The 23470-nt window shown below is 58.2% G+C and carries 18 protein-coding genes and 1 tRNA gene; 13 read left to right on the plus strand and 6 right to left on the minus strand.

Features of this window, described 5'->3' with window-relative positions; all coding sequences use genetic code 11:
* Positions 1–87: 87 nt before the first annotated feature.
* Positions 88–1473, minus strand: a complete 1386-nt coding sequence (locus VM554_10995) for a M48 family metalloprotease (protein HVJ08903.1) — start codon at positions 1471–1473, stop codon at positions 88–90.
* Between the two features lie 236 nt (positions 1474–1709).
* Here VM554_10995 and VM554_11000 point away from each other — a divergent pair, with 236 nt between their 5' ends.
* Together VM554_11000 and VM554_11005 are read left to right on the plus strand one after the other, a co-directional pair.
* Entirely contained in the window at positions 1710–3365 is a 1656-nt protein-coding gene (locus VM554_11000) for a metallopeptidase TldD-related protein (GenBank protein HVJ08904.1), read from the plus strand.
* The gene (locus VM554_11005) at positions 3365–5077 is read left to right on the plus strand and encodes a metallopeptidase TldD-related protein (protein ID HVJ08905.1); all 1713 of its coding nucleotides are present in this window, start codon (positions 3365–3367) and stop codon (positions 5075–5077) included. Before VM554_11000 ends, VM554_11005 begins: the two co-directional genes overlap by 1 nt.
* A gap of 29 nt (positions 5078–5106) precedes the next feature.
* On the opposite strand, the gene VM554_11010 is transcribed toward VM554_11005, so the two are convergent.
* Positions 5107–5892: a septal ring lytic transglycosylase RlpA family protein gene (locus tag VM554_11010; protein ID HVJ08906.1), complete on the minus strand. Its 786-nt coding sequence runs from the start codon at positions 5890–5892 to the stop codon at positions 5107–5109.
* Positions 5893–5987: 95 nt separating this feature from the next.
* Positions 5988–6242, minus strand: coding sequence for a hypothetical protein (locus VM554_11015; GenBank protein HVJ08907.1), 255 nt, complete (start codon positions 6240–6242; stop codon positions 5988–5990).
* Between the two features lie 603 nt (positions 6243–6845).
* On the opposite strand from VM554_11015, the gene VM554_11020 reads away from it, so the two are divergent.
* The 6 genes from VM554_11020 to VM554_11045 all read left to right on the plus strand — a co-directional run bounded on the left by VM554_11020 (position 6846) and on the right by VM554_11045 (position 14063).
* The gene (locus tag VM554_11020; GenBank protein ID HVJ08908.1) at positions 6846–8936 is read left to right on the plus strand and encodes a radical SAM protein; all 2091 of its coding nucleotides are present in this window, start codon (positions 6846–6848) and stop codon (positions 8934–8936) included.
* A gap of 109 nt (positions 8937–9045) precedes the next feature.
* Positions 9046–9504, plus strand: a complete 459-nt coding sequence (locus VM554_11025; protein HVJ08909.1) for a nuclear transport factor 2 family protein — start codon at positions 9046–9048, stop codon at positions 9502–9504.
* Positions 9505–9533: 29 nt separating this feature from the next.
* On the plus strand, positions 9534–10643 hold the full coding sequence (locus tag VM554_11030) for an A/G-specific adenine glycosylase (protein HVJ08910.1): 1110 nt from the start codon (positions 9534–9536) through the stop codon (positions 10641–10643).
* A 198-nt stretch (positions 10644–10841) separates the two neighbouring features.
* Entirely contained in the window at positions 10842–12524 is a 1683-nt protein-coding gene (locus VM554_11035; GenBank protein ID HVJ08911.1) for a M28 family peptidase, read from the plus strand.
* Between the two features lie 278 nt (positions 12525–12802).
* Positions 12803–13243 carry a hypothetical protein gene (locus VM554_11040; protein ID HVJ08912.1) on the plus strand — a complete coding sequence of 147 codons (441 nt, stop codon included), beginning with the start codon at positions 12803–12805 and terminating at the stop codon, positions 13241–13243.
* A 391-nt stretch (positions 13244–13634) separates the two neighbouring features.
* Positions 13635–14063 (plus strand): OsmC family protein, encoded by a 429-nt coding sequence (locus tag VM554_11045; protein ID HVJ08913.1) that lies wholly within the window; start codon positions 13635–13637, stop codon positions 14061–14063.
* A gap of 100 nt (positions 14064–14163) precedes the next feature.
* Here the strand turns inward: VM554_11045 and VM554_11050 are convergent, their stop codons facing one another.
* The gene (locus tag VM554_11050; protein ID HVJ08914.1) at positions 14164–14463 is read right to left on the minus strand and encodes a hypothetical protein; all 300 of its coding nucleotides are present in this window, start codon (positions 14461–14463) and stop codon (positions 14164–14166) included.
* Between the two features lie 248 nt (positions 14464–14711).
* On the opposite strand from VM554_11050, the gene VM554_11055 reads away from it, so the two are divergent.
* The 3 genes from VM554_11055 to VM554_11065 all read left to right on the plus strand — a co-directional run bounded on the left by VM554_11055 (position 14712) and on the right by VM554_11065 (position 16574).
* Positions 14712–14798 (plus strand) — tRNA-Leu (locus tag VM554_11055).
* A 391-nt stretch (positions 14799–15189) separates the two neighbouring features.
* Positions 15190–15789: a hypothetical protein gene (locus tag VM554_11060; GenBank protein ID HVJ08915.1), complete on the plus strand. Its 600-nt coding sequence runs from the start codon at positions 15190–15192 to the stop codon at positions 15787–15789.
* Positions 15789–16574, plus strand: a complete 786-nt coding sequence (locus VM554_11065) for a hypothetical protein (protein ID HVJ08916.1) — start codon at positions 15789–15791, stop codon at positions 16572–16574. Before VM554_11060 ends, VM554_11065 begins: the two co-directional genes overlap by 1 nt.
* A 313-nt stretch (positions 16575–16887) precedes the next feature.
* Here VM554_11065 and VM554_11070 read toward each other — a convergent pair whose 3' ends face one another.
* Together VM554_11070 and VM554_11075 are read right to left on the minus strand one after the other, a co-directional pair.
* Positions 16888–17760 (minus strand): hypothetical protein, encoded by an 873-nt coding sequence (locus VM554_11070; protein HVJ08917.1) that lies wholly within the window; start codon positions 17758–17760, stop codon positions 16888–16890.
* 102 nt (positions 17761–17862) lie between these two features.
* Positions 17863–18036 (minus strand): hypothetical protein, encoded by a 174-nt coding sequence (locus VM554_11075; protein HVJ08918.1) that lies wholly within the window; start codon positions 18034–18036, stop codon positions 17863–17865.
* Between the two features lie 354 nt (positions 18037–18390).
* Here VM554_11075 and gyrB point away from each other — a divergent pair, with 354 nt between their 5' ends.
* Together gyrB and VM554_11085 are read left to right on the plus strand one after the other, a co-directional pair.
* Positions 18391–21027 carry a DNA topoisomerase (ATP-hydrolyzing) subunit B gene (gene gyrB / locus VM554_11080; protein ID HVJ08919.1) on the plus strand — a complete coding sequence of 879 codons (2637 nt, stop codon included), beginning with the start codon at positions 18391–18393 and terminating at the stop codon, positions 21025–21027.
* 746 nt (positions 21028–21773) lie between these two features.
* Complete coding sequence (locus VM554_11085) at positions 21774–23018, plus strand: hypothetical protein (GenBank protein HVJ08920.1); 1245 nt, start codon at positions 21774–21776, stop codon at positions 23016–23018.
* Positions 23019–23470 lie beyond the last annotated feature (452 nt).

The raw sequence follows: 23470 nt of genomic DNA on the forward strand, positions 1-23470 counted from the left end.
AATTTCTATCCGCTCCGTTCAATATTTTTATCTATGCTTCGTTCGAGATGCAATCCATGCTAATCAGGCCCCAGTGCGTGTTCCCTGTTATTTCCCGCTATCGGGCGGAAAGAACTTCGGCCTGCGGCCCGCCACCCACGGATTGTATCCTGCGGCGAAGGTGGCGCGGTGCAGCGTGGAAGGGTGGTCATAGGTCCAGAACTCAAGAAGGACGCCGGGGTTGGGATCTTCGAGATAAGTTTCTCCCAGGAGTTGGAAGGCATGCTGCGCCGTGGCCTGGGGATCGGCGACGATGCCATGCATTGCCTCCTGTCCATAAATGTCGGCATTGTGTTCGAGCACGCGGCTGAAGGTATTGTCGATGGGCTCGGACAGCACACTCAGCGCCGCGAATACCAGCAGCAGGACGCCCACCGCACTCCAGTCCTCAAGGTTCACGATGCGCCAGCGCCCGCCAAAGTTAGCGATCATCCAGGTCACGGCGTGGGAGCCGATCCACAGCAGAAGCAGCAGAAGCATTGCGTAGAAGGCGATGCCCTTCCAGATGTGATGGAGCACGTAGTGGCCGCTTTCATGGCCAAAGATGAAGAGAATCTCATCGGTTGAGGCTGTCTTGATGGTGGTATCCCATACCACGACGCGCTTGGTGGATCCAATGCCGGTGACGTAGGCATTGGGTACGGTGAGCTTTTCGCTGGCCTTCATCAGGTACATGCGCTCGGGCGGGATGTTGGTTCCGGTACGTGCAACCACCCGCCCCAGCGCCTGAACCAGCTCCGGATTGGAGCGGGCAAGCGGCTCAAAGTGGTTGAACAGGGGGTCGATCAGCACCGGCACTACAAAAATTGCGGCGACGATGAAGGGCAACGAGCCCGCCCAGAAGCAGAGCCACCACCGGCGGGGAAATTGCACGATGAGCCGCATCAGGGTAAGCAATATCAAAGTGCCAACCAGCAGCATCAGCAGCACGGATTTGCCGTGATCGAGGAACCAGCTTCCCCAGTGCTGGATGGACAGGCCGTAGCTGACGGAGAGCCAGTGTCCCGCCATGCTGAAGGGCAGGTTCGACAGGGACACGAGCAGCAGGAGCAGCGGCAGGAAGATCACTCCCTGCAGCCAGCGCCTCGGGGTGATTCTTTCCGCCCACGAGGCGAGCCCGTGGAGAGCGCCGGTAGCGAGCAGCAACAGCAGAAACAGCATCTGCCAGGCGGTTGCCGAGAACTGGAGAAGGGTGAAATCCCGGCTGAGGCGGAGCGCCTTGGCGAGCTTATCCGCGGGGAGACTGTAGGCAGCTTTTGCGCCTGGCGCAGGCGTAAGAGGGGCTGCCGCCGGGGCATTTTCCGCATCGGAGTAGGGAGTGGCCGCGGAAGCCGGTGCCGCCAGCACGGGGTCTGCTGGAAACAAAAGCACAAGCAGCAGCACTCCCGCAATAGACCTGAAGATCCATTGCCATCCTGAAAGGGGAAAGTGCACTTTCAATCTGTACCTCCAGAGCTTGCTCTCGCGTGGCCGGTTCTTGAGACTCACAACTAATGAGAGCACTTTCTTTAGGACGTTGTCCGATGAAACCTGGCAACCCTGGCGTTGCGCAAATTTCGAGGCATTTCGGAAATTCGAGGTCTTCCGGAAACAGGACCAGATATCTTCTGGCCGCAGCTCTTTGCGTGTGTGCCTTTCGTCCCCATCCTGCGGAGGCGAAGCCTGCGTCCGTGCAACCTTCGCCGGTGCTTCTGGATGCGATGACCGCCGAACTCGACCGGGCGATGGCGGATCTGGGCAAGCCTTCGGATCCGCTGCATGCTGCGAAAACGCCGCAGTCTCCTTATTTTCTCAGTTATTCCGCCTCCGATGTGCAGTCGGTCGGCATTACGGCGCAATTTGGAGCGCTGGTGAGCTCGCAGGGGAACCACTCCCGCAGTGTGGACGTGCTGGTTCGCGTAGGCGACGAGAAGCTGGACAATACGCATGGCAATCACCGCTCCTCCGCGCTGAACACGGTGGCGCTGCCGCTGAACGACGACCGGCGGGCCATCCAGCGCTCGTTGTGGTGGGCCACCAATGAAGGCTACGGCAATGCACTGCACAACTATCTTCAGGTAAAGACCGAGACGCAGGTGCGGGCGAAGGAGGAAGACTCCTCGCCAGACTTTTCCCGCGAGCCCGCGCAGGTAGCCATTCATCCCCCGGCACCAGCGCCAGCGGTCAATGCCAGCCAATGGGAGCAGAGGATGCGGAGCCTTTCGGCGGTATTCCGCAGCTATCCCGAGATCTACTCCAATTTGGTCTCCCTGCAGGTAAACAACGAGACGCGCTACTTTGTCTCATCGGAGGGGGCGCGCGTGGTCACTCCACATCGGCTGGCCCGCATTATTGTGTATGCCGGAACCCGCGCCGAAGACGGGATGGACCTCTTCCGTGCCCGGACGTTTGAGGCCGAGACAGCCGACGGCCTGCCCGCCCAGCCGGCGCTGGAGGCTGCAGTCCGGCAGCTTGCCATCAGCCTGGAGCAGTTGCGCAAGGCTCCGGTGACCGAGCCCTTTGACGGACCTGCGATCCTCTCCGGCCGCGCGGCCGCGGTCTTCTTTCACGAGGTGCTGGGGCATCGGCTGGAAGGGCAGCGCCAGCGCGGCAATGATGAAGGGCAGACCTTTACCCGCGATGTAGGCAAGGCGATCCTGCCGGATTTTCTCTCGGTAGCCGACGATCCCACGCGGCAGATCTTCGATGGAACGTACCTGAGCGGCTACTACCAGTTCGACGACGAGGGCCAGCCCTCGAAGCGGGTAGACCTGATTAGCGATGGCGTGCTGGAGACGTTTCTGATGTCGCGGCTGCCGATTGCCGACTTTGCCAGCTCGAATGGGCATGGGCGGGCACAGCCGGGGAGGATGCCTACCGGCCGGCAGGGAAACCTGATCGTCTCCTCGACCCGCAGCGTTCCCGATGCGCAACTGCGCTCCATGCTGCTGGCCGAGGCAAAGAAGCAGGGCAAGCCCTACGGACTTCTTTTCGAGGATATTTCTTCCGGTTTTGCGGTAACGACACGGAACATGCCGCAGGCCTTCCAGGTGCTGCCGCTGGTGGTCTATCGCGTGTACGTGGATGGCAGGCCGGATGAGCTGGTGCGGGGCGTGAGCATTGTGGGCACTCCGCAGGCAGCGTTGAGCCGCATTGCGGCCACGGGAACGCGGCGCGAGGTATTCAACGGCGAGTGCGGCGCAGAGTCGGGAAGCGTTGCCGTCTCCGCCGTAGCGCCCGCCATGCTGGTGCGCGAGATTGAGACGCAGCGGCAGCCCCAGGGCACCTCGCGGCAGCCGATCCTGCCCATGCCTGCGGCGACGGATGTGCCGGGAGGAACGCACTGATGCGGAAGAACGATCGAGCGATGCACGGACGCGTTCTGGTGGCGGCGATTGCAGCGATAACGCTGTGCGTGCCGGCTTACGCAAGGCACGCCAGCCATACCGCACTGGCGCAGAAAGATGTCTCCGCAACCGGACCCGGCGCTGCGGAGACACATCAGGACCCGGTGTTGGAAGCGATGCTGGCCGAGCTGCATCGAAGTCAGCAACAGTTACAGTTACAGAACTTTCAGCGGCCCTTCTTTCTCCAATACCGGCTGGACGACGTCGATAATTACGAGGCTTCCGCCAACTATGGAGCTGTGACCGGCGAACGGCGCGATCATCGCCGGCTTGTGCGGGTGACGGTGCGCGTGGGCGACTACCAGATGGATAGCTCGCAACCGCACGGCGATGGATCGCTGCAGGTGGCTGCCATCGAAGACGATCCGGTGGCGCTGCGAATTGCCTTGTGGTCGGCGACCGATATTGCATACAAGGCTGCGCTGCGCGACTACACCCGCAAGCAGGTTGCGCTGAAGGCATACCAGACGCAGCCCTCCGCGCAAGACTTTTCGCGGGAGAAGCCCCTGGTCTCGATGGGTTCGGTGGTCAGGCTGGATCTGGCTACCGCCGATTGGCAGAAGACGATTGCCGATGCCTCCGGCGTCTACCGTTCGCGACCATCGTTTGAGAAGGTGACGGAGTATTCGGCCTCGACGATTCATGCCCGTGCCGTCAATCGCTACCTGGTGAACACCGAAGGCACGGTTGTACGCCACGGCTCCGCGGTCTACCAGGCGAGGATCTCGGTAGGCACGCAGGCGCCGGATGGGATGCGAATGGACCGCTCCTATGAAACGACGGGAACGAGCGCCGCGCAGCTTGACTCCGCCGCGCAGTTTCACTCCCACGTGGAGCAGTTGCTCGCTTCGCTCGAAGAGTTGCGTAAGGCCCCGGTGGTGGACGAGGTGGAGTATCACGGGCCGGTGCTCTTTACCGGCAACTCGGGCGGCGATATCTTCTCGAATCTGTTTGCGCCGGGAGTGGTTGCCATACGCCCCGATCTCGGGACCGAGGCACGGACGAAGGGGCCCTATGCGGCAAGCTATCGAGCGCGCGTGCTGCCGGAGGGCACCACGGTCGTCGATGATCCGCGGATGGATTCGTTTGCCGGCGAAGGATTGATCGGCGCTTACGATGTGGACGACGAAGGCGTGCCGGCGCAGCCGGTGGACGTGGTGGAAAACGGCAAGCTCACCAGCTACCTGCTGGGACGCGCGCCGGTGCGGGACTTCGCCGTCTCCAACGGCCATGGCCGTGCAGGCCTGGCCGAGCCGCCGCGCCCGGAGATTGGCGTGCTGCGGGTGGAGTCAACAAAGGCCGTCTCGCCGGAGGAGTTGAACGCGAAGCTGCTGGCGATGGCTCGCGAACGCGGCCTGGACAGCGTGTATGTAGCCGAAGCGCTGGGGCCGGAGCTATCCCCGCGCATGCTGTACCGCATCCATGTCGCCGACGGGACACGCCAGCTTGTGCGGGGAGCGGCATTCGACGATCTGGACCAGCGCAGCCTGCGATCGAACATCAGTGCCGTGGGGAGCGACACGCAGGTATCGAACTTCCTGGGCGAAACGCCGACGACGGTCCTGGCGCCATCGCTGCTCTTCGATGACATCACCGTGAAGCGGGCGAATGACAGGAACGATAAGCTGCCGTATTACCCTCCGCCCGAGTAGGGTTAACAGGCTCTGGCCCAAGTCTCCCTTTAATCCAGCCGGACCAGGTAGGCGTTGCCCTCTACGGGGTCGAGTTCGCGGGCGATTTCCTGTGCTTTTCCTTTGTCGTCGTTCTGGGGACGGATACGCACCCAGTGTCCGGTTGGCCCGGTGAACTCGATCACGTTGGCGGTATGGTATTTGCGCTGCAGGTGGTCGCGCAGCTTCAAGGCCTCTTCGCCATCCTTGAATGCTCCCACCTGGACGCACCAGCGTCCACCAACCTCAACCGGCAGCGGGGTTTGATAGACGTCGACGCGCACGCGTGCGGTACCGGGTCTCCACACCCCTGCGGCCTTGGCCGAGGCCATCGAGAGATCCAGCAGGCGGCCCTGAACAAAGGGTCCGCGATCGGTGACGCGAGCGACAACGAATTGCCCGGTCTGCAGGTTGGTCACCTTGATGAGGGAGTTCATCGGCAGGGTGCGATGCGCGGCGGTCAGCGCATTCTGGTCAAATACCTGGCCGTTGGCGCCGCGCCGGTTGTGGTAGGGAGGCCCATACCAGCTCGCCAGGCCCTCTTCCGTCATGATGGGGGAGTGGGTGGCGACGTACTCTTCGTCCGCGCTATTGCTGCTTTCTGCAGCCGCGGGAGGCACATTGACCGCGGGGGGCCGGGTCTCCGCCGGCGGTGTCGTGGTTCGCGGATAGGGGATCGTAGGCGGTGGCGGCGCAGGCACATAGACGACCTTGACTTTACGCGCGCAGCCGCCCATGACGAGAAGAATCGGGAAAAGTGCCACGGCAGGCAGAAGGCGTTGCCACAAAGCTGTCATCTTAGTGCGGTTCTCCTATAAGTTCGGTGTTTCCCGAGTTTTGGATTCCACGGTACTGGTTTCCTGATGCGGCCATTCTGCGGTCGAATGGCTGGCTAACGGCTTCCGCTCGATGGCGGCCTATTGCTCCGGTCGAGGGCTTCGGCCAATTTGTGGAGCTGCTCGGCGGCAATCTTCAGAGCCTCGGAGGAGTTGCGCCGAACCTGCGGCACCACTTCGTCGTTGAGATAGGCGATGACACGCCGCAATTCTTCTTCGGCGCGGGGTATGGCGGAGCCGATATGCTCATCGATCTTGCGGCCCAGGTCTTCCAGGCGGCCGCGCTGCGGGTCTTGGGGATTGCCGGTCATGGGAGCTCTCCTCTTCCCTATCCTCTGCGTATCTTGCGTGCCAATCGAGTGCGCCCTGCGTACCGATCCGGCGTACCGATTCCGTGCGTGGGGATGCGTGTTTTTATTATCCGGGTTTTCCGGCTGTCTTCCGCACTCCAGTATTGCGGGGTGCCGAGCTGATTACTCGCCTTTGGATGCGGGAATTGACGTTGGACCCATCGTTCTGACCGACGTATTGAGCGTCTGCGCCGGCGGGACAGCTATAAAGTGAGCCGCTAAAAAGTGAGCCCCGCGCAAGGGACCCGGAACGGTGGTTCCATCCGGGCAGGTCCGAAGGGGGCACTTTCTATGGGCGAGATGGGGTGCATTTCACCCTGGAGTCCTTCCCATTCGCTGAACGGTTGTCCCATCTACGCCCGGATTTTTACCGTTCGATCATAAATATTTTGTACTTGCCCAAGGCGTGAATACTCTTAGGTTGGCAAGTTTGACGCAAATTTTTGGGTGATCTCTGTGAAATCTGTCCCCATTCGACGTTGAACCTGTCGTCCCTGTGACATGCGGTCCCAACCCCAGACCGCAAAAAGCGCGCAGGTTCCGATCACTTGAGGAGAATAAGATATGTCGAAAGCCGTCAAGTACGCCGAGCGAGCGGTAACCTACGCAGCCAAGGGCGCGTGGGCCGTCTTTGAAAGGCTGAACTCGATCAGCCCGAACCCTTCGTTTACACCGAAGTGGTCCGATAAGCCGCTGCTGAAGTCCTACCAGAAGGAGAAGCCTCCTCTAGGCTGGCCGCGTACGACCGATTCGCTGTGCCCCAAGTGCGTACCGGAGATTCGCAAGCAGATCCTGGACGGCAAGCTGCCGCACGAAGTCCTTCTGAATGAAAAGGTTGGCGAGATCAAGGCGCAGATCATCGAGCGCGATGGCCAGATCCTGATGGTGAAGGACTGTCCCAAGCACGGCCATTTTGAAGACTTGATGTCGATTGACACCGAATTCTTCAAGCATCTGGAAGAGGTCTTCCCCGGCCGCGATATCCGCGCGCACAACGATGAGAAGCTCCACAATCACGGCACATCGACGGTGACCCACGGACGCGGCGCCGTTCTGACCATTGACCTCACCAATCGCTGCAACATGATGTGCGATCCCTGCTTTATGGATGCAAACCAGGTTGGGTTTGTGCATGAGCTGACCTGGGACGAGATCAAGACCATGCTGGACAACGCGGCCCAGATCAAGCCGCGGCGCCAGATGAGCGTGCAGTTCTCCGGTGGCGAGCCCACGCTTTCGCCCTACTTCCTGGATGCGGTTGCCTATGCCCGCAAGGTTGGTTACAACTCGGTGCAGGCGGCCAGCAACGGCATTGAGTTTGCCAAGTCGAAGGAGCTTTGCCGCGCGGCTGCGGAAGCGGGTCTGCGGTATGTGTACCTCCAGTTCGACGGAATCGGCAACGCTGCCAACTCGCACCGCAAGGTCGGCAACCTGTTTGACGTGAAGATGCAGGCGATCCACAACCTGCACGAGGCCGGTGTGGATATCGTCCCGGTGACGACGATCATCAACGGCATCAACAATGAGCAGGTGGGCCGCATTATCCAGTTCGCGCTGGACAATCCGAAGACGATCAGCTTCCTGTCGTTCCAGCCGGTCTCCTTTACCGGCCGCGATGAGGACATTACCGACGAGCGTCGCCACGCGCAGCGCTACACGCTGAGCCACATGGCGCACGACGTGAAGAATCAGACGGGTCTGGGCGAACCGACGCGCGACTGGTTCCCAATCAGCTTCATGAGCACCTTCTCGGACTTCGGCGATCTGGTTCACGGACCGTCGGCCGACTGGGGCCAGCTCTCCTGCGGCTGCCACCCGAACTGCGGCATCGGCATGGCGCTGATGATCGATAAGGAAACCAAGGAAGCCGTTCCGGTAACTGCCTTCCTGAATGCGGACCGGCTGGCCAAGGACGTGGCGAAGATCAACGATGCGGCTCGCGGCAAGTTCCTCTCCGGGCTGGGCATCGCGTTGGCCATGCTGCGCAACTACGATCCCACCATGTCGCCCACTCACTTCCACATCACGGATATGTTGAAGAAGTTCGACAAGTGCTTTGGCGTGACCAATCGCAACTATGGCAGCGTCAAGGGCGACCGCACGATGGAAGACATCAAGTTCCGCCGTGCCGACCGTTGGAACTTCCTGTTCATCGCCGGAATGTGGTTCCAGGATCTGTTCAACTACGACTTCCGCCGCACTGAGCAGTGCATCATTCCTTACGCCACGCAGGAAGGCGAAATCAGCTTCTGCGCGTACAACACCGGCGTAGGCTGGCGCAACATCATCGAGAAGATGCACATGACCTCGACTCTGACCAAGTGGTACGAGGAGCACGGGCGGCATGAGATCTTCGCAGGCGGCAAGAAGGTGGGCATGGCATCGACCCAGCACAAGCTGGTGCTGAACGATGAGCATGTTCACGCTGCGGCGAACGATTCGCTGGACAAGCTTGGCATCGCCAAGAATGCCCGCGAAGAGAAGATCCGCGCACGCGAGGATAAGCTGAAGACGGATGCGGAGAATGCGCAGATGGCCCGGCTCTATCGCGAGCACGTCCTGGGTGAGAAGCCAACTCCCGGAATGGTTACGCTGGATTCGATCACGCCAGCTCCCAAGTCGGCCCCCAAGGGCGAAGAAGTCATGGGTGACTAGTTCGTCAGCCAGATACAACCCTGCAATCAACAATGGTAAGAGGCTACCTTCGGGTGGCCTCTTACTATTTGCGGTGGAACTTTTTCCCTTCCGCGTCCAGACTGGAAATATGGTGAAACCAACTGCTGTTCTGCTGATTGCCATGGGTTTGCTGTGCTCCATGGTGGGCTGCGCGGTGTATCCGGATCGACCCCACAGTATCAAGACCTCCACCAGCGCGGAGCAATTCGAGCGCCTCTACTGGAAGGCCGTGCACAAGGGCGATTGGCAACAGGTGGTTGCCTTGCAGGGGCCCAGTGTCCTGTTCACGTCGAGAAGCGGCGACCGGTTGACCGGCGAGCAATGGCTGGAGCAGCTAAAGCAGAATCCCCCGGCGGAGTATCTGATTCGTGAGTTGCAGGTGACTCCCCAGGGAGCGGATATGGTTGTGAGCTACTCCGCCTCGGTGACGCAGCAGAAGTCGCAAGCTCCTGCCGAGCTGGCCGTCGTCAGCGTCTGGCAGCACGTGAGGGGCAGCCTGATCCTGGTGGCGCACAGTGAGACGCCGCATGCCGGTGCGGCAAAGTAGAGGCGCCTCTTCCGGTTAGAATCAGGCGTATGAGCGAGGAAGAATGGGCTCCGGCCAAGCGGAAGAAGTTCCGTGCAAGGCTGCTGCGCTGGTTCGGAGCGCATCGCCGGGACCTGCCGTGGCGGCGTACCGAGGATCCTTACAAAATCTGGGTCTCCGAGATCATGTTGCAGCAGACGCGGGTGGCTGCGGTTCTGGAGCACTACGCGGAGTTTCTTCGCCGCTTTCCAACGGTGGCCGCGCTGGCTGAGGCACCCGAGGCAGACGTGCTCGCCGTGTGGAGCGGACTGGGCTATTACCGCAGGGCTCGGATGCTCCACCGGGGCGCGCAGGTGGTGGTTCAGCAGCACGGATCGTTGCTTCCCCGCACGGCGGCGGAACTGGCACTGCTGCCCGGCATTGGGGCTTATACTTCCGCGGCAATCGCGAGTATCGCCTTTGGCGAATCCGTTGCCGCAGTGGATGGCAACGTGGAGCGCGTGATCACGCGAATTGCGGGCCTTGCCGAGGGCAGCGCCGCCGCGGATCGAGCCTTGCGCTCGCGCATCTCCCGGCAGGCAATCCACCGGTTGGCCGACGAGCTGGTGGACCCCGCGCATCCGGGAGATTTTAACCAGGCCATGATGGAGCTTGGCGCAACCCTTTGCCTGCCGCGAAAGCCGCTGTGCGCGCAATGCCCCGTCGTCGAGCTATGCCAGACGCGCGGGGAGCACCCGGTAGAGCCTCGCAGGCCCACGGTGCGCCACGAGATAGCCTATGCCTTGGTGGTGGCCGCCTCGCCTTCGCAGAGCGCTTCGAAGGGTACTTCGCAGGATACTTTGAGGGGTACAAGGGTGCTGCTGCATCAGCGGCCCCTGCAGGGTACCGTAATGCCCGGCATGTGGGAGCTGCCGGAGATTGACAGCCATGCGCTCGATGCCAAATCGGCGGAGCTCATCGTGCGTCACGCCATCATGCAGACAACCTACATTGTCCACGTCCATGCCATGGGCGCGGATGGCCTTGCCCGGCACCGGAAGAACGAGCGCGCGGAGCAATGGGTTCTGCCTGAGGCGCTGTCTCTTTTGCCCCTGACGGGCCTGGCGCGAAAGGTCCTTCGCCGGGTGGGGCTGATGACAACCCTGCATGCGCAATCCTGATTGCTGCTTCGAGAGCCACTTCGAACGCGACTTCGAACGCACCACGTGGGAAAAGCGATTGCCCAACGGCGCGCGTACTCTTAATGTAGAAGCCAGAGAGCTATGCACAGAATGGATGAATTTATCCGCTCTCAATTTACCCGCTCTCTTGGCCCGTCGCGAACCGGGTCTAACTCAAGAGTCAGAATGGGAGACAGAATGAACTATCGTCTCAGCCTTGCTTGTGCGTCGCTTGCCTGCATCGCGCCTGCCTTTGCCTGCGCACAGGTGCAGGCCCTACCCGATTTGCCGCAGGTACCCGCGGCTGCACGCCAGGCGGCGGCATCGATTGACGGAGAAAAGATTCGTGCCCACGTCCGCTTTCTTGCGGACGATCTGTTGGAGGGGCGCGGTCCGGGGCAGCGTGGGGCGGAGATCGCCGCGCAGTACATCGCGACGCAGTTCATGCTGTCAGGGCTGAAGCCGGCGGGTGCGAATGGCAGCTACTTCCAGAAGGTTCCGCTGATGGCGGTGCACACGCTGGAGGATCAGACCCGCTTTACCCTGGAGCCGAAGAACGGGACACCGCTTTCGCTGAAGTATGGCGAGGACTATGTGACCAAGGACGAGACGGGAGGAACGTCGGCGGATATCGACGCGCCCATCGTCTTCGTCGGCTATGGCATCGATGCACCGGAGTACCACTGGAACGACTTCAAGGGTGTGGATGTGAAGGGCAAGGTGCTGCTGGTGATCGTCAACGAGCCGCCCTCGGAGGACGAAAAGTTCTTCAAGGGCAAGGCGCTGACCTACTACGGGCGATGGACCTACAAGTACGAGGAAGCAGCGCGCCGGGGCGCCGTGGGTGTGCTGATTATTCATCGTACCGACCTGGCCAGCTATGGCTGGGACGTGGTGCGCAACTCGCAGGCGATCGAGAAATCCTATCTGCAGAACGATCCGTTATCGACGCTGAAGGCCGCCAGCTGGATCCAGTTGGATGTTGCGAGAAAGCTGCTGGGCGAAGTGGGCATCGACGCCGATAAGGCCATCGACGCAGCGGGAAAGCCGGGCTTCAAGGCGATTGAGCTGCCGGTCCGCCTGAAGGCGCACGTGGCCAGCCGCGTCCGCAAATATGAATCGAGCAATGTGATCGCGATGTTGCCCGGAGCTTCGGACAAACAGCAGGCGGTATTCTTCACCGCGCACTATGACCACCTGGGCATTGATCCGGACATGAAGGGCGACAACATCTACAACGGCGCGGCGGATAACGCGACGGGCTGCGGAATCCTGCTGGAGATAGCGCGAGCCTTTGCGGAAGCGAAGGTCCGGCCTCCCCACGCGGTTTACTTCGCGGCGGTGACGGCAGAGGAGCAGGGGCTTCTGGGTTCGGAATACCTCGGCATGCATCCGCCGATTCCTTCAGCACAGATTGCGCTCGACCTGAACTACGACATGCTTTTGCCGATCGGAGTGCCGATTTCTGCGGAGGTGAGCGGGGCGGAACGCACCACCTTCTATCCCGTAGTGGAGAAGACCGCCAAGGCTCTCCACCTGGAGCTGGAGCCGGATCAGACGCCCAGCGCAGGCCATTACTACCGCTCAGACCACTTCAGCATGGCTCGCTTCGGCGTGCCTGCGTTTTCCATTGGGCAAGGCACGCAGTATGAAGGCCACGAGCCGCAGTGGGGCGTGGACCAGGCCAAGGATTTTGTAGCCCGGCACTATCACCAGCCATCGGATGAATATCATGCCGACTGGGATTTCCGGGGCGACGCTAAGATGGCGCAGTTCGGGTTCCTGCTGGGATGGCAGGCGTCGGCGCTGCCGTCATCTGTAGGCTGGCAGCCTGGCGATGAGTTTGAGGCGGCTCGTAAGAAGAGCATGGGCGGAAGATAAGCCGGAATCGCAGCTCCGGAATCGCAGTCCAAGCGCGGCGTTTCTTAACAGAAAAGCCGCGCAAGCCGGAGAGGGTTCGGTGTACATCTACAATAAGGAATCTGCTCCATTCTTCCCGGACCACAGGTAGATACGACGCGTAGATAAGATTCCAGGAGACGAGGGAATTGCAATCCCGAATGCATTTCTCATCTAACAGCAGGCATCGAGGGGCTCTTCTTCTTTGCTGTCTGCTGTGCCTTGCAGCAGGAGCCCTGGCGCAGGAGGCCTCCACTCCAATGCTGCATCGCCGCGCGGACAAGGTGGACGACAGCAGCACCGCGCCGGCGACCGAAGCAAGAGCCTCCTCCACGCTGCCGCAGGACGCATCCGGCGAATATCTGCTGGGGAGCGATCCGGGAGAAGTGATCCAGATCAGCCTGCAGGAGCGGGAGCTGGGCGGTTATATCTCCAAGCGCGGAGATGCGGACAGCGACCAGGGAACTCCGCTGACGTTTTTCTTTACGCATACTCGCATCGATGGGTCGCGACTGGGGTTCACGACGCACCAGATTCACGGCGTCTGGTACTCGTTTGAAGGAACGATCGAGCGCGGGGCAGCGAAGACTCACGCGGAAGAGGGCTACTATCTGCTGCAGGGAACGCTGACGAAGTACAACGTGGCGGCCCGCACCTCCGAGCGCAGAACCGTGAGCCTGAAGATGACTCCGCAGGCATAGACCGCCTGACCGGAGGCCTTCCTCAGTAAAGGTCGGAGGGTGGCCACGCATGGCTGCACTCCGAGCAGACCCATTGCAAATGGTTGCGGCTGGCAGGCTGGGCACAGCTTGGGCAGTATCCGGGAGAGTGGGAATCGGGCTTCAGAGCAACTTCCAGGCTCGCCCTCTCCCAGCGTTCCTCCTCCACAACTGCAGGTTGTACCATGCCTTCACGGGTCTCGTGCGCATCATCGGATTTTTTCACGCAGACAGCGTATCGCAGTTTGGCAGTAAATTCATCGCCTGCTTCTGCATCGAAGGGGGCACGAGGACTATTCTTTGGAACAATCCGGGATTTGCTGCATCCAACCAACGGAAGCACTTCACGATCATCAATCTGAAAGGGGTAATTATGGAGCGCACAGCAAGCGCCGTTTGGCACGGTCGTATTAAAGATGGGAAGGGCGTGATTTCGACACAGAGTGGCGTACTGAAGGAGGCCCAGTATTCCTTTGGAACTCGCTTTGAGAGTGGCATCGGGACGAACCCGGAGGAGCTGATTGCAGCCGCCCATGCTGGCTGCTTTACGATGGCCCTGAGCGGGCAGTTGACCAATGCCGGGCTGACGCCGGAGTCTATCGACACGACCGCATCTGCCACCTTCGAGAAGACCGATGCGGGTCCGACGATCACGAAGATTGCCCTCGTAACCAAAGCAAAGGTTCCGGGCGCGGATCAGGCGGCCCTGGACAAGGCAGCCCAGGAAGCCAAGGCAAACTGCCCGATCTCGCGGCTGTTCAAGGGCAATACCGAGATCACGCTGGATGCGAAGCTGGTCTAAACGATCTTCGATTCAAATCTGCAACTGAGAAAAACGCCGCGGCCACAAGCTGCGGCGTTTTTGCGTGTGGCGTCCGGGGAGACGACCCAGGAGAATGCGGTTAGCTGTGGGCGTGGATATAGGCGCGAAGCTCCTGGTTGATGCGGGCAGCTTGCTCCACGCCCTGCTCCAGGACCTTTACCCACCGGCGACTCTCTTCAGGCATTTCAGCGGTGCCGAGCAGGTAGCTGGACTGGATGATGATCTCAAGTCCATTGCTGAGGTCATGCACAAGCCGCCGAATTTCAATAGCCTGCTGCTCCGGGATGGTGGCCTCCCCGGCAGAGGAAGAAGCCTGAGCTGCCGCCGCGGGCGGCTGGCTGGTTGCAGGGGGTTGCGTTGTTTCGCTTCCATGCTTCATCGGGCAGAACTCCTCTATAGCTATAGCGCCATGTTACTGCGGATGGAGCCAGGGTATTGCTATTTGGGATGCCAAAACTCAATGAGACGGAATGGGGAAGCGCGAGGGGGAGATGCAAGGCATCGGCGTCCGCGCTCTGAGGCGGGGATCATTGAGTCTCAGGTTTGAGTTACAGGTTTGACACAAAGGCCCATCTCAGAGAAACTAGAAATTCGTGCTCATGTCGGCGATTGCGCTGCATGGGTCGTGCCGAAGTGGCGGAATTGGCAGACGCGCGTGGTTCAGGTCCACGTACTCGCAAGGGTGTGGGGGTTCGAGTCCCTTCTTCGGCACCAACGATCAAGCTTTTTCTTTAAAAATCAAGCAAATACAAGCCCCTCAATAACTTGTGGGGCTTTTGCTTTTTCTCACCCTTCTCTTTAGTCTCACTGGGTACTTCTGGGGTACAAGCCCTGTAACTAAAACCTTACAAAGGGGTTAGTAGGTTTTTCCCAAATTCGACCGTTTTCCCCGTCGCACCCGGTTTGCAAAAACCTTACAAAAACAAATTTGTACCCAAAAACCCTCCTCAACTCCCTTTGACTGGACGCGACATTCGCTTCGAGAAATCCCTTTGGGTTAAAACATAAGTCTTCTATTCACTGCTAATTGGAGACTACAATTTGAGAGTTCCCGCAACGATGCCACAACCGCTTGTGGTCAGATTCTGAACTCAGGAGATGGGTAATGGGAAAATTCCGGGTCAAAGTAAAGTTGACAGGTTTGGAGATTGAGGTTGAAGGCGACCGGGAGTTCGCTCCAGAGATTGCCCAAAACGTCAGTCAGCAACTGGGAAAAGTTCTACAGGCTCCGGCTCTCATCGGGGCTGCGAAGAACGGAAGCGGCGTAGTCATTGATGTAGAGGAGGTGCCGTCCAATGGTGCTCGTCAGCCGAGACGCCGGAAACCGGGTAGCGGTCGTGCATCGGCTTCCTCTAATGGTGCGGCAAGTTCAGCTATCAACTGGGAACACGATGCTGCTAGGTTTGGTACTCCAAAGCAGGACTGGAAAGCTGTCCAGAAAATCGCGTGGCTCCTCTATGTGCTGGAGGAATCCACTGGGCAGAAGGTGGAGTTGACCCCGACGCAAGTGGAGAACACCTTCAACGGCAAGTTCAGGTCTGCCGGACTAATCCGCCGTGGTAATGTCGCTCGTGACCTCGGGAACAACTCCGACCAGTTTGGTGAAGTAGAGGGCAAGTGGTTCCTGAAAGATGTTGGCCGTCAGGCAGCAATCAAACTGGTAGCTGAGACTCTTGGGCTAGGCACCCCAACGCCTGAATCGTAATGCTCATCACGAAGGCATCTCTCATCTCTCAACTCGTCCCTCCTCTGGACGCGCAACTCGGCACGGAGTTGATTGACGAGTTCGTGTCACTGGAGCGTCGATACATTCAGCGGGAGTGGGAGCCTACTCAACTCGACGGTGGCCAGTTCTGCGAGTTGCTCGGTCGAATCATCTACCATCTGGATTCGGGCAATCTGAACAGAGGCAAGGAGTTTGAGGAATGCGAAAAGTACGTCAAGAACGAGCAGGTGCCCCACAGCCTTAACCGACGCGATGCCCTCCACTTGATGATGGTGCTCCGCACCGCATACAAGTTCCGTAGCCAGCGGGGTGCGGTTCATATCTCGCCGACTTACAAGCCGAACCACATGGACTCGAAATTCGTCGTTGATGCCGTACGGTGGGCATTCGCAGAGGCACTCCGAATGTTCTGGAGTGGTGACCGAGAGAAAGTTGCAAGCGCAATCAGAGAGTTGTTGCAGTTCGATGTGCCAGCCATTGGTAGGTTCGAGGACAACCTAATCATCGTGCAACGGACAGACCTAGCTGCGGAGGAAGAGATTCTAGTTATGCTTCACTACGCGGGTGAGTCTGGATTCTCGCGAAGGGAACTGGGTAAGTACGTCAAACATCCAGCGTCAACCATAACCAGAGCCATCGACAAGCTGGAATCCTCTGCTATTCGCGAAATCGTGCAGCTGCCATCTACTGGCAATTACCGAATGACAGACCTCGGGTCTAAACGTATCCGTGAGAAACTTGCGGACAAACTGCTGACGATGTAGAGGGGAGTCGCAACCTCCTGAAAATTCATCAAAAGCCGCATGAAGGAATTGTGCGGTTCGTGCTACTTCTGCGTTTCCCGCTATTTCCCGCGATTTTTCCCGCTCTACACCGTCTTTCTTCGATTTGAATGGAGACCCGTGTACGAGATAGCCATATCGACCGGGGCTTTCCATTTGCTGCTGCAAAGTTACAGTTCTATTCTTGTACCGAGTGATCAGGCCTGAATAACGAGCAGCAGAACACAAGCCGCTTGCGCACGCAAAAAGGGGGATCTCGTTGAGATCCCCCCTCGTGTTTTGTTGGTATGCCGCTCTAGGAGTTTGTCGTCTTTAAGGAGTTCTTGATCAGAACCTTCTCGACTACCCGCTCTACATCGGAAAGAAAGAAGTCCGACGCGGGAGCAGGAGGGGGCTGCGGCTGATTCCTGCCGAGCGCCAGGGCTACCTCGTTCCAGCGCAGCAGCGACGAGCTTGGCGCCATCACCACGACGTTGCGCGCTGGCTCCGGACGATAGAAGTAATACGCGCAGATGCCGATCGCAACAATGTTGCACGCTTGTACGACATTGGCGGAGGTTGAGAATGCACCTTTTTGGTGGAAGGCGATTGCTGTGGCGACAAATCCGATTGCGGACGTCATGCCAAATCCCAGCGCGATGCCAAAGGGCCTGGAACGGTAAGACAGTCCAAGCTTCTGTGCAACCAGGGTCACAAAGGCCAACAGGCAAAGCTCCATGATGCTAACGCACTGCATAAGTTCGGTGGCAACTGAGACAAGGGAGTGCTTACTCAGCTGCGCAGGCGTGTAACTGGAGGTCGCCGCCAAAATAACCGAAATAATGACGACCCAGCGAAACACTAGTACGCCAAGGCGGCTCAAGCCCGGCAGCGGTTGCATGACTTCACGGAAGATCTGCTGAATGGTGAAAAACAGCAGAACGCCGCACGCCAAGTAAACGGTCCAATAGCCCCAGAAATACCAGACATAACGCTGCGCCGCCCGGATAGAGACGGGTCCATAAGGAAGAACGCCAAAGGAGATGCCGAAGAGAAGCGTCAAAACAAGATATCCAACCAGCGCTGGATATCGCTCATACACCTTGCCACGCACAGCGGCGCAGAGCGCAACCGCTGTTACGATCGGTACGACGACGGAAAGGCCCTCAGCAATGTGCGTCGAGTCCATGAGATCACCTGATTCGAGACATAAGGATATCTCGATTCCCAAGTGATCTCAAGCCTAGATCCATCTATCTCTTGGCACTTTGGTGCTACAAACTTTAGGGTGTTACCGCTCCATAAAGCCGCAGGTATTGACACCGTCGGGTTCGCACACGGGCACGGGAGCTTTGGCTGCCGGGACCTGTCCACTGATAAAGGGAGTGTTCTTCGGCAAAGAGTTAGCGGCGGCGGCGCCAATCAAAACTACACCAAGGGCAAAAAGACGGATCGCGAGCTTCATAGTTAGTTACTCCTCAGGCACATTCTCGATTCAGATTCAAAACCGGCGTGACAAGAGGGAGTATAGTCAAAAGAGCAGATAAGTATATTATTTTCAGCGATATTAGATTGTATGTACTCCCCCGCATTACGTCGGTAACATGTGTACTATGTGACTATATTTGCGCATACTTTGCAGGTTATTGCGACATCGTCCTGGCGATCTTCGTCCGCCCACTCCGGGGCATCAAAAAATGGCCAAACATGGTAAACTAAGAGGGTATTTAAGGCACTAAACCCGTTCGCTTTCAGCCTTTTATTCCCCGCCAGACCTCGAGCTGCGAAGCGTTCCCAAGCCTTGCCTTAGCGGAGTTGCATGTCCACCAAAGAAATAGCCCCAGACTCGAATCTTGTGGTTCCCGATAAAGAACAGACCTTTACTACGGCAAATGGCGCGGAGCAATCCGCCACCTACACCGGAGACAACATCAAGGTGCTTGAGGGGCTCGAGGCTGTGCGTCTCAGGCCGGCCATGTACATCGGTTCCACCGGTGAGATGGGTTTGCACCATCTGGTCTACGAGGTAGTGGACAACTCGGTGGATGAGGCGCTGGCCGGCTATGCAAAGAAGATCCAGGTGTTTATCCACGTCGACAACTCGATCACGGTGATCGATGACGGCCGCGGTATCCCCGTGGATGACATGGTTCTCAGCGATGGCACCGTGATGTCGGCGGTTGAGGTAGTGCTTACCAAGCTGCATGCCGGAGGCAAGTTCGATGCCTCGTCCTACAAGGTGTCCGGCGGTCTGCATGGGGTCGGCGTCTCCTGCGTGAATGCGCTCAGCGAGGCCTTCGATGTCGAGATCTGGAAAGATGGCTATACCTATGAGCAGGACTACTCCTGCGGTATTCCTATCTCCAAGCTGCGTCAGACGGGAACCTCCAAGCGCAAGGGAACCAAGGTTCACTTCCTGCCCGATCGCTCGATTTTCTCGGCGACGGAGTACAACTACGACACGCTGGCACAGCGTCTGCGCGAGCTTGCCTTCCTGAACAAGGGACTCGAGATTACCCTGGTCGATGAGCGGACTACGGACTCGAAGACTGGCGAACCCAAGCGAGCGGAGTTCAAGTACGCTGGCGGTATCGCGGAGTTCATCAAGCTTTTGAATAAGGGCAAGCAGGTTCTCCACGACAAGCCCATTGTGATGGAAGCGCTGCGCGACGGCGTCGAGATGGACATTGCCCTTCAGTACAACGACGGCTACTCGGAGACCATCTTTACCTTCGCCAACAACATCAACACGGTCGATGGCGGCACGCATCTCTCCGGCTTCCGCACCGCGCTTACGCGCACCATCAATGTTGCCGGCACGCAGATGGGCCTTTTCAAGGATCAGAAAGAGAATCTATCGGGGGATGATGTCCGCGAAGGACTTGTGGCTGTCATCAGCGTCAAGCTGCCTCAGCCGCAGTTTGAAGGCCAGACCAAGGGCAAGCTCAACTCCGATATCGCAGGCATTGTCCAGGCGTTCGTCAACGAGAAGCTGGGCATGTTTCTCGAGCAGAATCCCCAGGTTGCCCGCAAGGTAATCAACAAGGCGATTGAGGCGTCGCGTGCGCGCGAGGCAGCCCGCAAGGCTCGCGATCTTACGCGTCGCAAGGGTGCTCTCGATGGTGGCGGCCTCCCGGGCAAGCTGGCCGACTGCAGCGAACGCGATCCCGGCCGCTGCGAACTGTATCTCGTCGAGGGCGAGTCGGCAGGCGGAACCGCTAAGCAGGGCCGTAACCGCCGCTTCCAGGCCATTCTGCCACTCAGGGGCAAGATCCTCAACGTAGAGAAGGCCCGCTACGACAAGATGCTTGGCCACGAAGAAATCCGCGCCATGATCACTGCTCTCGGCTGCGGAATCGGCAAGGATGATTTTGACGGCTCCAAGCTTCGCTATGGCAAGCTGATCCTGATGACGGATGCCGACGTCGACGGCTCGCACATTCGCACGCTGCTGCTCACCTTCTTCTTCCGCCACATGACGGAGCTGATTCGTCACGGTCATGTCTTCATCGCTCAACCTCCGCTCTTTCGCATCAAGAAGGGCAAGTTTGAGCAGTACATCAAGGACGAAAATGAGTTCGCCAAGGTCATGGTCAAGCGCGCCTCTGAGGGAATGCTGGTTCGCTGCGGCGATGGCCACACGCTGGAAGGCGCCGCCCTCACCAAGTTCATGGGGCAGCTCCGGGATTACCTCGACTTCTTTGACAAGGTGAATAAGCGGCTGCGGAATGAGGAAGTGACCGAGAAGCTCGCATCCCTCGAAATCGTGCATCGCGCGGACTTCGAGTCGGAGAGGGAAGGGGATGCCCCTGCCAAGCTCGCGAAGCTGCATCAGGAACTGGAGTCGATGGCGGGAAAATACTCCTTCAAGGCGGTGGTTCCTCCCACGCAGGACGAAGAGCATCAGACCTGGTCGGTGCGATACACCGATGCCCAGGGTGCAGAGCGCAGGATCGACTGGACGCTGGCCAGCTCCCCCGAGTACCGCCAGATGATGGCCAAGCACCTGCAGATTCGCGGCGAACTGCAGCCTCCATTCCATATCGAGTACGCCAGCAAGAAGGCGGCCACCGAAATGGAAGAGGTCGAAGAAGAGGAGACGGCCACAACCGAGGAAGCCGACACCGTGACCAACAGCAAGCCCGTAGCGAAGAAGACTACCCGCGCCGCTCACGATCCGGTGACCCGCAATACTCCTCACGAGCTCTTCGAATACGTCATCGAGCAGGGGCGCAAGGATTATCAGGTCCAGCGGTACAAGGGATTGGGAGAGATGACGTCTTCGCAATTGTGGGAGACAACGATGGATCCGGAGCGCCGCACGCTGCTTCAGGTCAAACTCGAAGATCTGGCAGAGACCGAAGCCATCTTTACTACCCTAATGGGCGAAGATGTCGAAGCCCGTCGCAAGTTCATCGAAGAGAATGCCCTCGATGTAAAGAATCTCGACATCTAAGCTGCGGTGTGGTGGTGGGGGTGGTGTTAGGCGGACACATAAAGTGTAGCTCCATATACGTGTCCGAATCTGTTCCGTCCCGTCCTTCCGGACAGCATGAAGATGGGAGCGCCTCTACAAAATTGCCGCGTATATCGCCCACGCCCTTGCCCCGCGCAGGAATCAAATACGTGCTGGTAGATGACGTTGTTGCACTTCATCGAGTAACGCTCGGGCACGTAGGTTCGCGGTAGTTCATCCAAACGGTCTCGATTGTGTAACGCACCGTGCCCATCTTGCCTGCTGTATTTCTTCCGATCGAGAACCAACCTTTCGCTCTTAAGTCGCCGCAATTCTTTTAGCCGTTCAGTTGGGAGTCCTTTCAGGGACAAGAGCCCAACTGCACCCGAGCAGCAGAAGGGTCGGTGTTCAGACTGTTGGAGTTTAGGGAGATTTAGTGGATCTCTTCCCGGTATCGCCGGCTTTTCCAGCATGTCCTCGCCGTCCGCAATGTCATCCATAACTGTATCGGCCACGCTTTACCGCGACGGAGACGGGCGGTACACTCCTGCCTGATCAATCCGCCGGCTCGGTGGAATCACAGACCAGACCCCCAAGCGTCGAGCACATGGAGAACTTTAATCAGCCTGGCTGACCAGCTAAATTCATACATTGATTCATAGGCGAGCGGGCGTCCGTCCAGAGAACAACGGGCCGCAATTCTCCAGCGTTATCCATCGATTCGGCGCGGAGCCGTTCAACGAATCGTGTCTGTTATCATCATCTCCCCCCAATTTCAGAGCTTTGAGGTATTGATGCCCAAACGCATAAAAGTGTATTTGGCGGGCCCGGTGACTGGTTGCAATCGCGATCAACAAGTGAAATGGAGAAAGGACATTAAGCGGGGTCTCCAAAAAGCTGGCTTTGAATCGCTCGATCCGACAACAGAAACAGCGCGTAAGGGGGCGCTTGCCGTTGCCGCGGATATTGAAGAGGCCGACGTTGTCATCGCAAATATGTGGAAAGAGTCCATTGGAACCGTCTTGGGAATCGTACATGCCCAGCGGCTTGGCATTCCCGTTATATTGATCGACCGCAATTACTTAAACAGTCCGGTACTCGAGGCTCTCGTCGATCAAGTCGTCAGAGATGAAGATGCAGCAGTCAACTATCTAACCAATGAACTTTTGAAAGGCTTTCAACGGACTATTGTCGTCCGCAAAAAAAATCAATCAGGCTCTACGAAAGAAGAAGCATTCAGTCCAGCAAAGCTCCAAAGGTCTCTCAAGGCTTCGTGCACACATGCTGGGATTGATGACCCTGTATTCTGCACAATGCTTTTTCAGCGAGTAAAGAGAAGCATCTTCAATAGCTCAGATGGAAAAAGCATTCCCAGCGAGACGATCCGTTCGCTGATCTTTCAAGAGATCACGAATCTGTCTTCAGAAGTGCCCGGTCTTCATCAAGCCGACCAGACCACGATTCAACAGCACGCGACAACCATGAAGCAAATCTGGGAGGACTACGAATTTAACAAAGAAGTTCACGAAGAGCAGAGCGCATTAGAGGGGATGTACATCGACGAAATCGAATCCCTTGGCGCCGAAATTGCCCAATTACGTCTCAGGCTCTTATTTAGGACCAACAACTTCCCCTCAAAGGATGACCAGGAGCATTCAGTAGCGGTCAGTTTGGCGTCTCAACTTCAATCACTCTTGGCGAATCGCCGAGCCCTCTGCATCCGACGAATCGGTCGAGGAAGTTTTCAAAACGCATTCGAGAGATTGGGTTTGCCAGGCGATGATTTTGTGCGTTTCTTTGTCGAAGAGGAAAGGGACGGGAAACAATCCAATCTGAACAAATACCTGAAGGGTGCGATTACCCAGTATAGCTACGTTCTCTACGCTGGTGAAGATCTTCGGCATATTAGTGACCCAGCAGTCGGTTCAGCAGAGAATTTCATTCGCGGCTACGGTGTGAATGACGCAATTCGAAGACTTCTTTCAAAATGAGATCTTAGTCGAAATAGCTCGGATTTTACCGCACGCGACGTGTCGCATTTGAATGCACGCACATAAGCTTGGATCCTCCTCGAAAAGCTTTTACTTCGATCCGCACGCTTTGGTCGTGCTTTTCGTACGGCAAAGCGCAGGCTCTCAAATGCCGCTATGTCCCTCCGTTCCGGGAACGAAGTGGGGGCACTCGTAATTTTCTTATGCAAATCTCATTGACATTCCCATAAATGGATCGCTATTTTTCCTCCAGTCATATAGATGACTGAATCACCTCCGCCTGCGTCCCCCCCGCTGCGGAGCAGGTCTGCAAGAAGCCGCATGCGGAGAACCCGGCCGCGGCTGGCATGGCCCGCTGCAGAAGTATGCCCGTGGGCCCTGGTTCACGAGAGCAGTTCGACTCCGCAACATTGTTCTGGTTCGGAGCGGCATGTTCATCTGAGGAGGCGAAC

It is taken from the genome of Acidisarcina sp., from assembly GCA_035539175.1.
Lineage (GTDB): Bacteria > Acidobacteriota > Terriglobia > Terriglobales > Acidobacteriaceae > JANXZS01.